Raw genomic sequence first — 14,770 nt, 5'->3', positions numbered from 1 at the left:
GCCGCAGCTCGGCGTCGTTGAAGTTCTCAGCGGTCACGTGTCGTCCTCGGCTTCCGTCGGTGTGGAGAGGGTCATTCCGGCGTGCGCGGGCTGCGGGTCGAGTCGTCGACCGAGGTCTCCAACTCGTCGAGCTGACGCGCGAACAGGATCAGCGATGGGTCGTCTGCGGGCAGCGGTCCCGACAGCAGGGTCTGCAGCGTGCCGCGGGGGATGCGCAGCCGGTCGGATGCGGCGTCCGCGATCTCGTCCGGAGTCGCGGTCACGGCGAGGCCGAGCCGTCGGGCGAGCCGACGTCGACTTCCGTCGCGCAGCGCTTCGGCGGCGTGTGCGGAATCGGCTGCCTTGGCGGTCAGCCGCGCGCGGCCGTGCATGGTCTCGGACGCCCGCACCGTCACGGGAAGGGTCTCCGCCACCAGTGGGCCGAAGCGCTGGCCCCGCCACCAGGCGGCCGCGGCGCCGGCGAGGAAGAGGAGCAGGATCGCCGGCGTCACCCAGCCGGGGGTCAGGGATCCGAGGGTGTCGGGCGACTCGCCCTGGATGTCGGAGTCCTCGAAGGAGGGCACGTACCAGACGACCTTCTCGCTCTGGCCGAGCAGGGCGAGCCCGAGCGCCGCGTTGCCGTCCTCGGCGAGGTACGCGTTGCTGAAGAGGCGGCCGGCCTCGACGACGGTCCGACGGACGCCGTCGTCATCGTCGACCAGCACGGCGGCGGCGTCCGCGTCGCCGAAGCACCCCTCGACGCCGTCCGCGGGGGCGAACATCCGGTCGGGGCGGATGTCGCCGACCTTCGCGAACTCGGGCACGGTGCAGTCCGCGGAGATCGGGGTGGAGAGGCTGTTCGCGCTCGTGCCGATCCCCAGCACGCTGAGCAGGTGCGAGCTCGTCGAGAGGAAGACGACCCGGTCGGCCGGCTCGATCAAGCGCTCCAGCCCTTCGTCGGTGAGGGTGTAAGGGTTGGACATGACGAGAGTCGTGTTCTCGTCGAGTGCGGCGCGGGCGTCGTCGCGGGAACGGGCGACGGTGACCTCGACCCCCTGGTCGCGGAGGAGTTCAGCCAGCGCCATCGCTCCGGAGCCGCCGACGCCCTCCGGGTCGAGGGATCCGCGTGACGACGGCATGGACACGCCCACCTGGATCGCGACGAACGCCCCGAGGATCACGAGGATCGCGACGATGGCCCAGCCGCCCAGCGTGCGAAGACGGCGCCCACGTGGTGGGCGTTCCGCGGTGGACGCCGCATACGCCGTCGCGGTGTCCTCTGCGACGAGGCTCATGCGGTCACCGCCTCGGGGTGCAGCGCGCAGAGCCGTTCGTCCACAGCGGCGAGTTGGGCGTAGCTGTCTGCCGTCGCCGGATGCCGCAGGTAGCGGACATCGTCGAAGGAGCCGGCGGCTGTCCGCACGGCGGAGGACTCGGACGCGAACACCGTGCCGACCTCTCGCGCGATCGACTGGGCCGTCGCCCCGGGGGCGGGGTCGATCAGGTCGCGTTCGAGGAGGCCGCGGGCGAGCGCCCGGAACCGGAGGACCGTGGCGTCGTCCCATTCGCCGGCGCGTGCGCTGCGCTCGGCGTCGGCCCGCAACTGCGCCGCGGTGCGGTCGTCGTCCGCTCCGAGCAGTCCGCCCAGGGCGCGCCGCACCGCTCGGGGGCGCTGCGGACGGCCCCAGATGATCAGCGCGGCGACGAGTGCGCCGAAGATCACGACGCTCACGACGATGAGGGCGCTCGGACCGACGGCGTTCGAGTTGTCGGAGGAGAACAGGTCGGCGAGGAAACGGCCGATGTCGCGCGCCATGAGGTCGAACCACGTCGGCTTCGCATCCGCGTAGCGAGGGTTCGAGAGCTCCTGCTCGGCCCACTGTCGCGCGTCGTCCCCATCGGGGACGACGACGTCGTCGAACGGACGGATCATGCCGCCCCGTCGGAACCGGGAGCAGCCCACCCGGCCTCCGGGGCGCGGTCGGACGGAGCTGCTTCCTGTGCGGGCGCGGCGGGCGGCTGCGGCGCCGCGGGCGTCGGATACGCAGGAGGCTGCGACGTCGGAGCAGGTGGCTGCGGTGCGTACGCCGGCGGCTGCGGCGCATACGGTTGCTGCGGAGCGTAGGCAGGTGGCTGCTGCGGTGCGTATGCGGGCGGCTGCGGGGTCGTCGCGCTGGTCTGCGGGTACGGCTGCGCCGGGGCGTACTGCTGCGGAGCCGGGTATCCCTGACCCGGGTACGGAGCGGTGGGGTTGCTCTGCACGGGATACTGCGCTGCGTACCCCTGTGCGGGGTACCCCTGACTCGCGGCATAGGTGGCCTGCGCCACCGCCCACTCCGGCGGCTGCACGGGCGGGGGAGCGTCGGTGACGGCGCGCGCGGGGTCGACGACGAAGGGATCGCCGAGCTGATCCTCTGTCCAGCCGAGGTCGCGCCTCTCGACATGGGCGATCAGTGTCTGATCGAGGCCTTCGTAGCGCATCCGACTGTCGACGTAGACGAGCGTGCCCGCCGTGCTCTGCACGACCAGGGTGATCGCCTGGAGGATCAGGAGGAGGATCTGCGGCACCAGCAGAGCCAGCACGAAGCCGAACACGGCGCCGGGATCGGCCGAGCTGCCCGTGGGCATGATGACTCCGCCCAGAAGGCCAGAGAACAGGGAGACGGGGATGCTCACCACCTGGGTGGCCACACCCATGATGATGCCGATGAGGATCGTCACGCCCCACGCGACCCAGAAGCGCCCGCGCGTGAGTCGCCAGGAGCGCACGAGGGCGCCACGCAGGGTCGCGCGTTCGAGCACGAGCACGGACGGCACCAGCAGGAGCTTGGTGCTCAGCCAGACCGAGAGCGGGATCATCGCGAGGATCAGGATGATGACGACCGCCACGATGATGCCGATCTGGTCGGTCCCGTTGCCGCCCACGGCGACGATGATCCCGGCGATCACGGCGAACACGACGGCGATGACGCCGAAGACGGCGAGCACGGCCAGCATCGAGAAGCCGGCGAGACGCCAGAAGGACGGCGCCATCCTGCGCCACAGCGTGCCCAGCGACGCCTTCACGCCGACCGCGCCGTATCCGACCTCGGCCGCGACGACGCCCTGCATCATCGCGGTGAAGGCCACCGAGGCCAGCCCGACCGCGATGCCGGCGACGAGATTCATGGCGATGGTCCCCGCGAAGATCGACTCGAAGTCGGGGGACGAGATCGACACGGACTGCAGGCGCACGAACGTGGTGAAGAACACGTAGCCCATCACGACGGAGCTCAGCACGACGACGAACAGCTGCACGACGACTCCGAAGCCGAACAGCACCTTCGGATTGTGGCGCAGTGCCGAGAACGATCGCCCCAGCAGCATCCCGAACGTCAGCGGATGCAGGGGGATGAGCCCCTTCTTCGGGGCAGGGGTCCAGGTCTGACCACTCACAGCACTCCCTCCGTCGTGCGCTCCCATCGTGTCACAACACGTCCAAGATGCGCAGACACCGGATCGGTGGTACCGAGTGCCATAAGGTAACTGTTATGACCTCACGCATTCTTGTGGTCGACGACGACACCGCGCTCGCAGAGATGATCGGCATCGTGCTGCGCACCGAGGGCTTCGAGCCGGTGTTCTGCGCCGACGGTGCGCGGGCGGTCGAGGAATGGCGCACTCAGCGCCCCGATCTCGTGCTGCTCGACCTCATGCTCCCGGGTATGGACGGGATCGAGATCTGCACCCGTATCCGTGCAGAATCCGGTGTGCCGGTGATCATGCTCACGGCTCGCAGCGACACCGCCGACGTGGTCCGTGGGCTGGAGGTCGGCGCAGACGACTACATCGTCAAGCCCTTCAATCCGAAGGAGCTCGTCGCGCGCATCCGCACGAGGCTCCGTCCGGCCCCGCAGCAGACCAGTGAGCAGCTGCGCGTCGGCGACCTCACCGTCGACGTCGACGCGCACGAGGTGCGCAGAGGAACGGCTCCGATCGCCCTCACTCCGCTGGAGTTCCAGCTCCTGGTCGCTCTCGCCTCCAAACCGCAGCAGGTCTTCTCGCGCGAGATGCTCCTGGAGCAGGTGTGGGGCTACCACTACAAGGCAGACACCCGCCTGGTGAACGTGCACGTGCAGCGACTGCGCGCGAAGGTCGAGCTCGACCCGGACAACCCTAAGATCGTCATGACGGTGCGTGGCGTCGGCTACCGCGCCGGGAGCATCGGCTAGGCGCATCATGGCCGCGACGACAGCGACCACCACGGCGGTCGCTGTCCTTCGCGACTGGCGCGGCTGGCCGTCCTCCCTGAGCCTGCTCTGGCGGCGCTCCCTGAGGTTCCGGACCCTGACCGTCACTCTTCTGCTGACGTCGCTGGCGATCCTCGTCACCTGCGTCACGATGGCGCTCGTCATCCAGGGGGATCTCTTCGACTCGCGGAAGAACGAGGTGCTGGAGGACGCGCGCAGAGCGGTCGATCAGGCCCAGGCCGTGCTCGACTCCGCGGCGATCAGCGACGACCCCGCTGCGCTGTCCGAGCTGTGGGACAGCGTACAGAGAGACCTCGCACGCAACTCGACCGCAGAGGGGATCGCGGGCATCCGGATCAACGCGAAGGCCGGGACGGACACGGCCGCCGTGCGCCTGAACGGGTTCACGGCGGGACTGAGCGAGAACCTCATCACGCAGGCGCTGCGCTTCCGCGTCGTCGAGTTCGACGACAGGCAGACCTGGCAGTCCGTGGCTCTGACGGTGTCGGGCAGGGAGGTGCCGGGGATCATCGTCGGCCAGCAGATCAAGGTGCCTCAGGCCGGTCCGTTCCAGATGTACTTCTCCTACGATCTCTCCGACGCCGATCAGACGCTGTCCTTCGTGCAGCGGACGCTGTGGATCGCCGGGATCGGCCTCGTCGCGATCGTCGCCGCGATCTCCTTCGTCGTGCTCAGGACCGTGTCGACGCCGATCGTCGAGGCCGCGGAGACGAGTGCTCGGCTCGCCTCCGGTGATCTCGGCGTCCGCCTCGAGGTGCGAGGCGAAGACGAGCTGGCGACGCTCGGCCGCTCGTTCAACGCCATGGCGGACAGCATCGAGGCGCAGATCAAGGAGCTCGGTGAGCTCTCGCTCGTGCAGCAGCGGTTCGTGTCCGACGTGTCGCACGAGCTGAGGACGCCGTTGACCACGATCCGCCTCGCCGCCGACATGCTCAACGACCAGCGTGACGAGTTCGACCCCGTGATGTCGCGGACGACCGAGTTGCTGCACACCCAGGTGCAGCGGTTCGAGACCCTGCTCTCCGACCTGCTCGAGATCAGCCGCTATGACGCGGGCTCCGTGCAGCTGGAACTGGAGGCGACGAGTCTCGCGCACCTCGCCGAGGACATGATCGATCAGATGAGGCCGCTCGCCGAGGGGCACGACACCGAACTGCGTCTCGTCGCCCCCGGCGGATACTCTCCCGTGGATATGGATCCGCGGAGGGTGCGGCGCGTGCTGCGCAACCTCATCGGGAACGCGATCGAGCACGGCGAAGGGCGCCCCGTGGTCATCACGGTGGACAGCAATCAGCACGCCGTCGCCGTCGGGGTCAGGGACTCCGGCCTCGGGATGGAGGCGGACGACGCCGAGCGCGTGTTCGACCGGTTCTGGCGGGCCGACCCCTCGCGCCAGCGCACGATCGGCGGGACGGGTCTCGGCCTGTCGATCGCGCTGGGCGACGCGATGCTGCACGGCGGCACCCTCGCGGTGTGGTCGGAGATCGGCGTGGGCACCAACTTCGTCCTCACGCTGCCCCGTCATCAGGGAGTGATCGACGGACCGTCCCCGGTGCCGCTGGAACCGCAGGAGCCCCTGGCCGAGCTCACCGATGCGACCCAGCCGATCGAGCTCGCCGATCTGCCCCCGCATCTGTTCGACGAGGGGAGCCTCTGATGGCGCGGCGCACCTCACGCATCCTGCGCACGATCGCCGCTGCGGCGGCGGCCGTGCTCTTGCTCTCGTCGTGCACCGGCCTGCCGACCAGCGGAGACCCGAAGCAGGGGCTTGCGCTGGGGGAGTCGTCCGAGGTCCCCGAGATCCTCCTGCTCGCGTCGGATCCGCTTCCCGGTGCGAGTCCGAGGAAGATCGTCGACGACTTCCTCGAGGCCGCGGTGACGCCGACTGACGTCTGGGCCGTGGCGAGGAAGTTCCTCACGCCGGAACTCGCGGCGACCTGGCGTCCCAGTGAGGGCGTCTCGATCGACGAGAGCTCGTCCTCGCGGACGTTCGTCTCCGATGCGGAGGACGTCTCCGACGCGAAGAACGGCGACACCGTGGAGATCCAGGTCGGGATCGACATGGTCGCGAGCGTGGACGGAACAGGCGCGTACTCGGCGGCCACGGGCATCTCGTCCCTCACCTTCTCCGTCGTCAAGACCGAGGGCGAATGGCGCATCTCGAAGGCCCCGAACGGCATCGTCATCGACCAGTCGCGCTTCCCGCAGGTGTTCGGCGACTATCCGCTGCAGTACTTCGACGAGGGCTGGTCGCGGCTGGTCCCCGACGTGCGCTGGCTTCCTCGACGCGAGAGCATCGCGACGGCGGTCACGCAGACCCTGATCGAGGGCGCACCCAGCCCGTGGCTGGAGCCGGCGGTCCAGAGCGCGTTCCCGTCCGATGTCAAGCTCGCCCGCGATGCCGTGTTCATCGACCCCGAACTGGTCGCGGACGTCGCATTGAACCGGGACGCGCAGGGACTCGATCCGACGACGCTCTCGCGCATGCGCACGCAGCTCCAGGCGACGCTCAAAGCGGCGGGCATCCACGTCAGTCAGGTGCGGTTCACCATCGACGGACGCACCCTCAACGCCGGAGTGGTGAAGGTCGTCGAAGAGCCTGCGGATGTGGGGAGCATCGTGCTGAAGGACGGCGCGTTCGGGACAATCGTGGGCACGGAGATCACCCCTCTCGCCGGGATCAGCGGAGCGGTCCTCGGCCTCCCGCTGCCCGCGACGGCGATAGACGTGTCGGTGGACGAGTCCCACGCGGCCATCCGGCTCGCGGACGGAAAGGTGTTCCTCGCCGGGGGCGGCGGTCTCGACGAGCTCGACGCGAGGCCGGGCCTGATCGCGCCGTCTCTCGACCCCTATGGGTACACGTGGTCTGTGCCGGCGAGCACGCCGGGACAGCTCGTCGCCGTGGGTGACGACGTCGTGCGTCACGATGTCGCCGACGCCTGGCCCGGCGCGTCCGAGGTGTCGGCGATCCGGGTCTCCTCCGACGGGGCTCGCGTGGCCGCGATCGTGGTGGTCGGCGGGGAGAGGTGGGTCGTCGTCTCCGCGGTGGTGCGGGACGGCAGCGGGATGCCGACGAGTCTCGGCGACGCCCTGCAGGTCGCTCAGCTCGACGGACCCGCGAACGACGTGGTGTGGCTCGGTTCCGATCGCCTCGGCATCCTGACGGAGGCGGATGGGCCCAAGATCCTGACGCAGATCGTGGGTGGCCCGGGGACCTTGGAGACCGCGCCGGCCGGCGCGGCATCGATCGCGGGTGCGAAGGGTTCATCGGGTATGCGGGTGCTCGCCTCGAGCGGCTCGCTCTTCGCGCGCAGCGGGTCCGCCTGGCGGGAGTCGACCACGGGCATCCTGCTGCTCGCGACGCGCGCAGGGCGCTGAGAGACCTCTCCTCCCCAGAGTGAAGCGGGATGCAGAGTCTCCACCGATCCCGGTGACCACGACCCCTCTCACGTCGTCCTCGTGCTGAAGGGCGGCAGGATCGATCGATGCATCCTCCACACTGGCGCGAGATCGGCGCCGAGATCGGGGCGTTCCTGCTCGCCGCATCGTGCGCCGGCTGCGATCTGCCGGGCGTCTTCCTCTGCGAGGGATGCCGCGGAGCGCTGACGCCCGCTCCACGCGAGCTCCGGACCCCGGCCGGACTCCGAGTACGCGCGGCGTTGCCGTTCGAGGGGGTGGCGGCGCGCTGCATTCGCAGCCTGAAGGGAGAGGGCACAACGGTGCTCGCGCGCCCACTCGGCACCGCGCTGTCCGGCGCTCTCCTCGATGAGCTCGACGAGGGCATCCGTGCGTCGCCGATCCCGACCTCGCGCGCGGCCTTCCGCCGTCGGGGGTACCGGGTGCCCGACATGCTGCTCGCGCGTGCCGGTGTCGCTCCGTGGTGCGTGCTGAGGCACGCCGGTGCACGCGCCGACCAGCGCGGGCTGGGGAGGGCGGAGCGCGCGCAGAACGTGCGGGGGAGCATGCGCGCTCGGAGGCGGGGTGAGGGCGCGCGCGTCGTGCTGGTCGACGACGTCGTCACGACGGGGGCGACGTTCGACGAGGCCGCGAGAGTGCTCGGTCGGGCGGGATTCGAGGTCGTCGCGGCCGTGGCGCTCGCGGCGACGGTGCGTCACAGCGGGCTCAGAGGAGACGCACCGACGACACGGAGCAATTGAGTGGTGACAACGGCCGACGAGCGGACTACGGTTGGGCAGAACAAGGCGACCACGGTCCGCCCTTGGCCGGGTGGACCGGGACAAGGAGGCAGCAATGGAAACAAGCATCGTTGGCGTCGGAGTGGGTATCACCGATCGCTTCCGAACCGTTGTCGAAGAGAAGATCGCCAGGATCCAGATGCTCGCGTCCCGAGCGCAGCGGCTGGACGTGAAGGTCACCCACCGTGTGTATCGGAACGGGCACGTACCTGACGAGACCGTCGAGCTGACGCTGGTCGGCAAGGGACCCGTGGTCCGTGCCGAGGCCACGGACGGCGACAAGTTCGTCGCCCTCGACCTCGCGGTCGACAAGATGTCCGAGCAGCTGCGTCGGGCGAAGGAGAAGAGGGTCGACGGGCGCCAGCACCCACGAGGCGCGCACTTCGAGAAGGGCAGCGGAGCCCTGGAGGGAATCGACGTGCAGCCGGCATCCGTCGACGTCCTGCACGCCGTCGCCACCGGGAGCGTCCCGGTGCAGAGCGAGGAAGAAGACGTCTACTCGCCCGTCGTCATCCGCACCAAGAGCTTCGACGCCGAATGGATGACGGTGGAGGAGGCGGTCGACCGCATGGAGCTGGTCGGACACGACTTCTTCCTGTTCGTCGATGTGCGCACCGACCACCCGAGCGTCGTGTATCGCCGCAAGGGATGGGACTACGGCGTCATCGCGCTGAGCACCCAGGCGCCGCCGTCCGAGGCACTCGCCTCCTGAGAGGAATGCGAAAGGCCCGGTCCCTCCACAGGGGCCGGGCCTTTCGGCGTGAGAAGACGCGTCGCCGTGTCAGTCGAAGATCCCGTCGAGGATGCTGCCGATCACGAGTCCGCCGAGGATGCCGGAGGCGATGTCGCCCCCGCCGCCCCGACTGCCGCCGCGGGGTCCACCGCCCCATCCGCCGCCGCCCCAGCCCTGATCCTGCGGGCGTGAGGAGTCGATGTCGCGCTGAGCGAGCTGCAGTGCCTCTGACGCCAGGTGAGCCACGCGGCGGGCGCCGGTGAGCGCCTCCTCGCGCGTCTCTTCGGCGGGGAGCAGGTCGGAGAGATCGACGCGCAGACGCTCGGCTTCGGCGAGCCGTGTGCGTGCGTCCGCGCCGATCCAGCCGCGGTGTCCGGAGATGAGACCCCGGGCGACGCCGAGCTGACGATCGGCGTCATCGATGGCGTGCTGCACCTGCTGGATGCTGGGGAGCGGGTTCTCCGCGCGGTACCGTGCCTTGGCGATGGCCTCGTCGAGCGCCGTGTTGGCGGCGCGGAGCTGGGATAGCTCGCCGAACGGGTCGCCGGGGGTGCCGGCGGGGGTGAGCGCGTCCAGGGCCCTCTGAAGCGCGGTGACGGCGGAGGCCACCGCGGGGACCTGAGGGGCCGTGCGTGCTGCGATGAGGTCGGAGCGGGAATCGGCGACGACCTCGGCCAGCGTCGACTCGGCGCGAAGGGCCTCGATCTCGAAGTCCTCGACCGCGTCGAGCAGAGCGGACGCGCGCCGGGTGGCCTCGGTCGCCGTCTCCAGCGCGAGGTTGGCCTCTTCGTTCTGCTTCGACGCGCGGCGTCGCTCCGACACATCGGCGCCGTGGGTGGCGAACGCGATGAGCTGCTCCGCCTCGGCCGCGCTCGCGGTGATCTGGTTCATCGCCGAATCGGCGTACCGGGAGTTCAGGCGGTTGACCGTGTCGTTCGTCTGCGGGATACGGGCGCTGAGGGCGGCGGCATCCGCGCGCACCTGCGCGATCACCTCGGGAGCTCGCCGCACTTTGGCGATGGACTCCGCCAGCACGGACGTCTTCTCGTCGAGGAGATCCTGAGCCCAGTCGCACAGCTGTGCGATGCGCGCGTTGCGTGTGCGCAGCTCCTCTGGAGTGTCCGGGATCTCGTCGTGGTTGAGCTGGTGCAGCTGGAACGCCTCGCGCAGGTGGGTGCGCACGGCTGTCAGCGCCGCCTTGAGGTCGACGGTCAGCGACTCGCCGAGCTCTGCCTCCGCGAACGACAGCTCATCGGAGGTCGAACGGATCCGCTCGTCTGTCGCGACCAGTGCCTGTTCCGCCCGCCGTGCGAGATCGGCGTCCTGAGCCGCCAGCTCTTCCTGCTCGCGCTTGCGTCTGCCCCAAATTCCAGCCATGATCCGATCCTAGTAATCCGTGTGAATGCGCAGGCTGTGCATCCGCCTGAGAGCGTGCCGGTTCGCTCACAGCGTGTGGTCAGGCGATCGAGGTTCGCCGGATCAGCTCGGGTCTGCGGGGAGGCACGAGCCAGCTCACCAGCGCGATGCCCACCGGCAGAGCGAGCACGAAGAGCGCGAGCACGGTCCAGGGCGCGTCAGCCAGGAGAAGGTCGCCGCGCGACTGGATGGCGAACCCGATCGGCGGGAGCACCCCGGCCGCCGCTCCGGCGATCGTGCCGAACCCGGCGATGATCAGGCCCTGCCAGAATCCGATGCGGCGGCGCAGGCCCGCCGTCCCTCCCACAGCGGAGAGCGTGGCGTCATCGGGCCGGCGTTCGACCCGCGCGAGGCTGAGCGCCACCGCACTGGCGCCGAGGACCAGCGTCGCGACGGCGGCGATGATCGGCGCCATCCACATCGCATCGTCGGGGGGACCCTGCTCCCATCCGGCGGTGAGCGTCCAGGAGGAGGTGCTGAGGGTGTCAGCCTCCGACATGATGCGGTCGCGGGTCTCGGCCGACGGCGGCGAGTCGAAGGACGCGACGAGAGATCGCGGCTGCCAGGCGATGCCGAGGGACGCCGCGGTGTCGGGTGCGATCGCGATCAGGGTCGGCTGGAGGGGGAGCGGCACCGAGATCGCCGGGATCGTCTTCTGCCAGACAGGGGCGTGATCGACGGATTCCGCGGAGATCCAGATGTTGTCCGGCATCCCTCCCTCGTACGCCTGCGCGCCCGTCCACGCGGCGATCTCGACGGAACCGTCGGTGACGAAGCGCGGATCGGCGGAGAGCGCGGCGCCCTCGCGGTAGTCCCGCAGCTGCTGCGGGGTCAGTCGGACTCCGAGAGCCGTCTCGATCTCCTCCGGCGCGATCACCGAGAGCGGGTTCGACGGATCCTGTCCGCGAGACGTGTAGGAGTCCTGTTCCGTGGGGTCGATGAGATGCTCGTCGGGCAGCAGGGCGATCGCCGAGACGACGTCGTCGGGTACGTCGTCGGCTGACGGGTAGATCCAGATGGGCACCTGGGCGCCGATGGTCGCGATTCCGGTGGCGCTCGCCGCGTGCGCGAGCTCTCTGGCCGCCGTCTCGGCATCGGCGGCCTGTTCCGTGGTGAGCGCGAAGGGACCGGCCGTGTCCGAAGGCTGGAAGGCGACGGACATGCTCCCGACGGGCGCCTGGTAGAACCAGTTCCGCGCGGACTGCGCATTCTGCATCGAGTACGCGCCGAGCGCGAAGACGCCGATGAACACGGTCGCGGCGATGGCAGCGAACGCCGGAACGGTGCGGGAGGCGTTCGTCGAGGCGTCCCGCGCGGCGAGACGGGCGGCCAGCCCGATCCGGGACATCGCGCGTGCGGTGATCCACAGCAGCCAGCGCCCGGAGAGCAGGATGCCGATCTGCGCGACGATCGGGCCGACCACGATGCCGACCGGCGGGATCGTGCGCAGCGGCGAGTCCCACGGGAGAGCCGAGGAGGTCACCGCGACGACCGCGAGTGCCGAGCCGATCGTGACGGCGACGCCGAGGAGCATGAGCGCGGACCCGAGCACCGGTCGGGATGCTCGGGGCGTCTGAGGGCGGCGCGAGCCGCGCAGCGCGCCCAGGACGTCGGAGCGCGCCACGGTGTGCGCAGGAGTCGCGGCAGACACCGTTCCCACGATGACGGCGAACACGAGGATCGCGAGGAGGAACTCCCAGGGGAGGTGGAACCCGGGGAACGCGGTCGCTGATCCGTCGTCGAGCATCCGCAGGATCAGGGCGGCCGCGCCGACGCCGAGGACCGCCCCGACGACACCCCCGATCGACCCGAGCGTCGTGCCCTGCAGGAGCACGATCCTGCGCAGGTCGCCCGACGAGGCGCCGACGCTCGCCGCGACCGCGAGCGCATGCTGCTGGCGCCGGGCGGACACGGCGAACGCGGCACCCGCGAGCATGACCACCACGTAGGCGGCGAACACCCCGGCGGCGGAGAGGATGATGAGCATCGAGTACCGCGCAGACCAGTACTCGTCGTAGGGGAGCTCCGCGTCCGTGCCGCGGAGGTCGGGCGGATCCAGCACCACCGCGCGGGAGAAGGCGACGATCCCCTGCTCGTTCAAGAACGTGACGTCGCTCCAGCCCAGTTCGTGCTCGGGGAGGTACCAGCGCTTCTCTCCGGCGAGAGCGTCGGACGGTGGCAGGAAGAGAGCGGGGACATCGTCTGCGAGAGGAGCAGCGCTCATCGTCCCGACGACCGTGAACCTCGATCCGCTCTCCGCGAGGGTGACGGCGTCTCCGACGGATATCTGCAGCCGCGTCATCGTCGCCGGTGTCGCGAGAGCCTCCTGGGCGCCGCGCGGCCTCCGTCCGTCGACGAGGTCGAACCGCCCCGACAGTCGCGGATCCCAGGACTCCCCGGACCAGGCGGGCATCCCGGTCACGCCGTCGGGGGTGACGACGCGCACCGTGCCCTCGACGAGGGGGATGGCGGCGGTTCCCTCCGGCAGGAGAGCCATCGGGTCGGCGACGGCGGTCCCGGACGGGGCGTCGACGAGATCCGACGAGTAGCCGGTCCAGTCCGGCTGCGTCGGCGACTGCCAGAAGCCGTCGCCGGGGAGCCCTTTCACCGCGATCCAGGCCTCGGTGCGCCCCAGCTCGCTGGTGACGCGCTCCTGGGGGGTGGCGATCGTGCTGGCCGCGATGATCGCGTACGCGGTCATCGCGGCGATCGGCAGCATGATGAGCACCCCGATGAGGATGCTCGACAGCATCGCCCTGCGCACCTGACGTCGGGCCAGTCGCGCGGCGACGCGCCAGCGTGCACCGGATCCGCCGCGGGTCATCTCCCGCTGCCCGCGAGCAGGACCTCCGCGCCCTGACGTCTGGTCTCGTCCACGATGCGTCCGTCCCGGAGGAACACGATCCTGTCGGCGAACGCCGCGTGGCGGGCCTCGTGGGTCACGAGGATGCCGGCGGCGCCAGCGTCGATCCTCTCCCGCAGCATCCTCAGCACCAGCTCGCCGGTGACCGAGTCGAGGGCGCCGGTGGGCTCGTCGGCGAGGATCAGCCGGCGTCCTCCGACGACGGCCCTGGCGATCGCGACCCGCTGCTGCTGACCTCCGGAGAGGTCGTCGGGATAGGCGTCGATCCTGTCGGCGAGGCCGACGGAGAGCAGCGCCTCCTCCGCGGCCCGCCTGGCCACGCCGTTGCGGAATCTGTCGAGCTCGAGCGGAAGCGTCACGTTCTCGATCGCGGAGAGGGTGGGGATGAGGTTGAAGTCCTGGAAGACGAAGCCGAGCGACCGGCGACGGAGCTGCGCGAGCTCCTTCGGCGACTGCTCGCTGAGGTACGCACCCTCGATGATGACCTCTCCGGTCGTCGGCTTCGCCAGGCCCCCTGCGATCGAGAGAAGAGTCGACTTCCCCGATCCGGAGGCGCCCATGACCGCGACGAGCTCGCCGCGGGATACGTCGAGATCGACGCCGGACAGGGCCGACACCGCGGTCGCTCCCTGGCCATACTGCTGGGTCACTCCGACGAGTCGGAGCACCGTCTCGGTCATCAGCTCTGCTCGGCGCCGGCGAGTGCGGCATCCGTCTTCGCCGGACGGCCTCGCTTGGGCCGATCAGCGGTGAGCTCGAGTCCCATGGTGTGCCGCGGGTGCAGCGCGAGCCGCTGCTCGGTGTGGTCCAACCAGCGCACCTCCGCCTCTGCCGCGAAGATCATCGAGTCGATGACGAGAGCCCAGGACAGCTCCTCCGGTCCTTCGGGGTCGCCGCCGGCGTACTTCGCGCGCTGCAGAGTCTGCAGCTGCGTGAGCGATGCGGTGCGCTGGGTCTGGATCACGCCGGCGACGTCGACCCCGGGCAGGGTGGCGGCGACGGCCAGCTTGATCGCGAGTTCGTCCCTCGTGGCTTGTGCGCGCACGACCGGGGAGGACAACCAGTCGGCGACCTCCGCCGAGCCCGCCTCGGTGATCTGCCAGTAGATGTGCCCCTGCTCGTCGGCGTCGCCGCGTTCGACGAGGCCGTCGCGTTCGAGCCTCTCCAGGGTGTTGTAGATCTGACCGACGTTCAGCGGCCAGGTCGACCCGGTGCGACGGTCGAACTCATGGCGGAGCTGGTAGCCGTAGCAGGCGCCCTGATCGAGGATGGCGAGCAGGCTCTGACGAACCGACATGGGGGACCTCCCTGTGCGTGATGCGGGCATACCGAG

12 protein-coding genes are annotated in these 14,770 nt (G+C 70.1%); 5 read left to right on the top strand and 7 right to left on the bottom strand.

The window, feature by feature from the left end:
• Nucleotides 1–71 precede the first annotated feature (71 nt).
• From ACFVRO_RS14190 to ACFVRO_RS14180, 3 genes are read right to left on the bottom strand one after another with little or no spacing between them, the layout of a single operon-like run.
• On the bottom strand, nt 72–1,274 hold the full coding sequence (locus ACFVRO_RS14190) for a DUF4350 domain-containing protein (RefSeq protein ID WP_386953362.1): 1,203 nt from the start codon (nt 1,272–1,274) through the stop codon (nt 72–74).
• Nucleotides 1,271–1,912 carry a DUF4129 domain-containing protein gene (locus ACFVRO_RS14185; protein WP_223586690.1) on the bottom strand — a complete coding sequence of 214 codons (642 nt, stop codon included), beginning with the start codon at nt 1,910–1,912 and terminating at the stop codon, nt 1,271–1,273. Before ACFVRO_RS14185 ends, ACFVRO_RS14190 begins: the two co-directional genes overlap by 4 nt.
• Complete coding sequence (locus ACFVRO_RS14180) at nt 1,909–3,414, bottom strand: hypothetical protein (protein ID WP_386953360.1); 1,506 nt, start codon at nt 3,412–3,414, stop codon at nt 1,909–1,911. Before ACFVRO_RS14180 ends, ACFVRO_RS14185 begins: the two co-directional genes overlap by 4 nt.
• Nucleotides 3,415–3,509: 95 nt before the next feature.
• Between ACFVRO_RS14180 and mtrA the strand changes: the two genes are divergently transcribed.
• The 5 genes from mtrA (at nt 3,510) to hpf (ending at nt 9,137) form a co-directional block, all read left to right on the top strand.
• A complete protein-coding gene (mtrA, locus tag ACFVRO_RS14175; RefSeq protein WP_386953357.1) occupies nt 3,510–4,190 on the top strand; it encodes an MtrAB system response regulator MtrA in 681 nt (226 codons plus the stop codon).
• 7 nt (nt 4,191–4,197) lie between these two features.
• Nucleotides 4,198–5,886: an MtrAB system histidine kinase MtrB gene (gene mtrB / locus ACFVRO_RS14170; protein WP_386953354.1), complete on the top strand. Its 1,689-nt coding sequence runs from the start codon at nt 4,198–4,200 to the stop codon at nt 5,884–5,886.
• On the top strand, nt 5,886–7,607 hold the full coding sequence (locus ACFVRO_RS14165) for an LpqB family beta-propeller domain-containing protein (protein WP_386953352.1): 1,722 nt from the start codon (nt 5,886–5,888) through the stop codon (nt 7,605–7,607). The genes mtrB and ACFVRO_RS14165 overlap by 1 nt, the downstream gene beginning before the upstream one ends.
• Nucleotides 7,608–7,714: 107 nt before the next feature.
• Complete coding sequence (locus ACFVRO_RS14160; RefSeq protein ID WP_386953349.1) at nt 7,715–8,386, top strand: ComF family protein; 672 nt, start codon at nt 7,715–7,717, stop codon at nt 8,384–8,386.
• Between the two features lie 94 nt (nt 8,387–8,480).
• Nucleotides 8,481–9,137: a ribosome hibernation-promoting factor, HPF/YfiA family gene (gene hpf, locus ACFVRO_RS14155; RefSeq protein WP_105672456.1), complete on the top strand. Its 657-nt coding sequence runs from the start codon at nt 8,481–8,483 to the stop codon at nt 9,135–9,137.
• Nucleotides 9,138–9,206: 69 nt separating this feature from the next.
• On the opposite strand, the gene ACFVRO_RS14150 is transcribed toward hpf, so the two are convergent.
• From ACFVRO_RS14150 to ACFVRO_RS14135, 4 genes are all read right to left on the bottom strand, one after another.
• Nucleotides 9,207–10,535 carry a hypothetical protein gene (locus ACFVRO_RS14150; RefSeq protein WP_386953346.1) on the bottom strand — a complete coding sequence of 443 codons (1,329 nt, stop codon included), beginning with the start codon at nt 10,533–10,535 and terminating at the stop codon, nt 9,207–9,209.
• Nucleotides 10,536–10,614: 79 nt separating this feature from the next.
• Nucleotides 10,615–13,398 carry an FtsX-like permease family protein gene (locus ACFVRO_RS14145; RefSeq protein ID WP_386953343.1) on the bottom strand — a complete coding sequence of 928 codons (2,784 nt, stop codon included), beginning with the start codon at nt 13,396–13,398 and terminating at the stop codon, nt 10,615–10,617.
• Nucleotides 13,395–14,117, bottom strand: a complete 723-nt coding sequence (locus tag ACFVRO_RS14140) for an ABC transporter ATP-binding protein (RefSeq protein WP_386953341.1) — start codon at nt 14,115–14,117, stop codon at nt 13,395–13,397. The genes ACFVRO_RS14145 and ACFVRO_RS14140 overlap by 4 nt, the downstream gene beginning before the upstream one ends.
• Entirely contained in the window at nt 14,117–14,734 is a 618-nt protein-coding gene (locus ACFVRO_RS14135) for a PadR family transcriptional regulator (RefSeq protein WP_105672452.1), read from the bottom strand. Before ACFVRO_RS14135 ends, ACFVRO_RS14140 begins: the two co-directional genes overlap by 1 nt.
• Nucleotides 14,735–14,770: the final 36 nt, after the last annotated feature.

This window comes from Microbacterium sp. NPDC057944 (assembly GCF_042887445.1).
GTDB classification, from domain to species: Bacteria; Actinomycetota; Actinomycetes; order Actinomycetales; family Microbacteriaceae; genus Microbacterium; species Microbacterium natoriense.
The sequence above is the reverse complement of the archived record's forward strand: the minus strand, read 5'-3'. Positions and strand labels throughout refer to the sequence as shown.

Excerpts from the sequence above, each read along its gene's own strand:
- ACFVRO_RS14165 (WP_386953352.1), top strand. The coding sequence starts at position 5,886 with ATGGCGCGGCGCACCTCACGCATCCTGCGCACGATCGCCGCTGCGGCG.
- ACFVRO_RS14160 (WP_386953349.1), top strand. The coding sequence starts at position 7,715 with ATGCATCCTCCACACTGGCGCGAGATCGGCGCCGAGATCGGGGCGTTC.
- ACFVRO_RS14140 (WP_386953341.1), bottom strand. The coding sequence starts at position 14,117 with ATGACCGAGACGGTGCTCCGACTCGTCGGAGTGACCCAGCAGTATGGC.
- ACFVRO_RS14135 (WP_105672452.1), bottom strand. The coding sequence starts at position 14,734 with ATGTCGGTTCGTCAGAGCCTGCTCGCCATCCTCGATCAGGGCGCCTGC.
- ACFVRO_RS14150 (WP_386953346.1), bottom strand. The coding sequence starts at position 10,535 with ATGGCTGGAATTTGGGGCAGACGCAAGCGCGAGCAGGAAGAGCTGGCG.
- mtrA (WP_386953357.1), top strand. The coding sequence starts at position 3,510 with ATGACCTCACGCATTCTTGTGGTCGACGACGACACCGCGCTCGCAGAG.
- ACFVRO_RS14145 (WP_386953343.1), bottom strand. The coding sequence starts at position 13,398 with ATGACCCGCGGCGGATCCGGTGCACGCTGGCGCGTCGCCGCGCGACTG.
- ACFVRO_RS14190 (WP_386953362.1), bottom strand. The coding sequence starts at position 1,274 with ATGAGCCTCGTCGCAGAGGACACCGCGACGGCGTATGCGGCGTCCACC.
- mtrB (WP_386953354.1), top strand. The coding sequence starts at position 4,198 with ATGGCCGCGACGACAGCGACCACCACGGCGGTCGCTGTCCTTCGCGAC.
- hpf (WP_105672456.1), top strand. The coding sequence starts at position 8,481 with ATGGAAACAAGCATCGTTGGCGTCGGAGTGGGTATCACCGATCGCTTC.
- ACFVRO_RS14185 (WP_223586690.1), bottom strand. The coding sequence starts at position 1,912 with ATGATCCGTCCGTTCGACGACGTCGTCGTCCCCGATGGGGACGACGCG.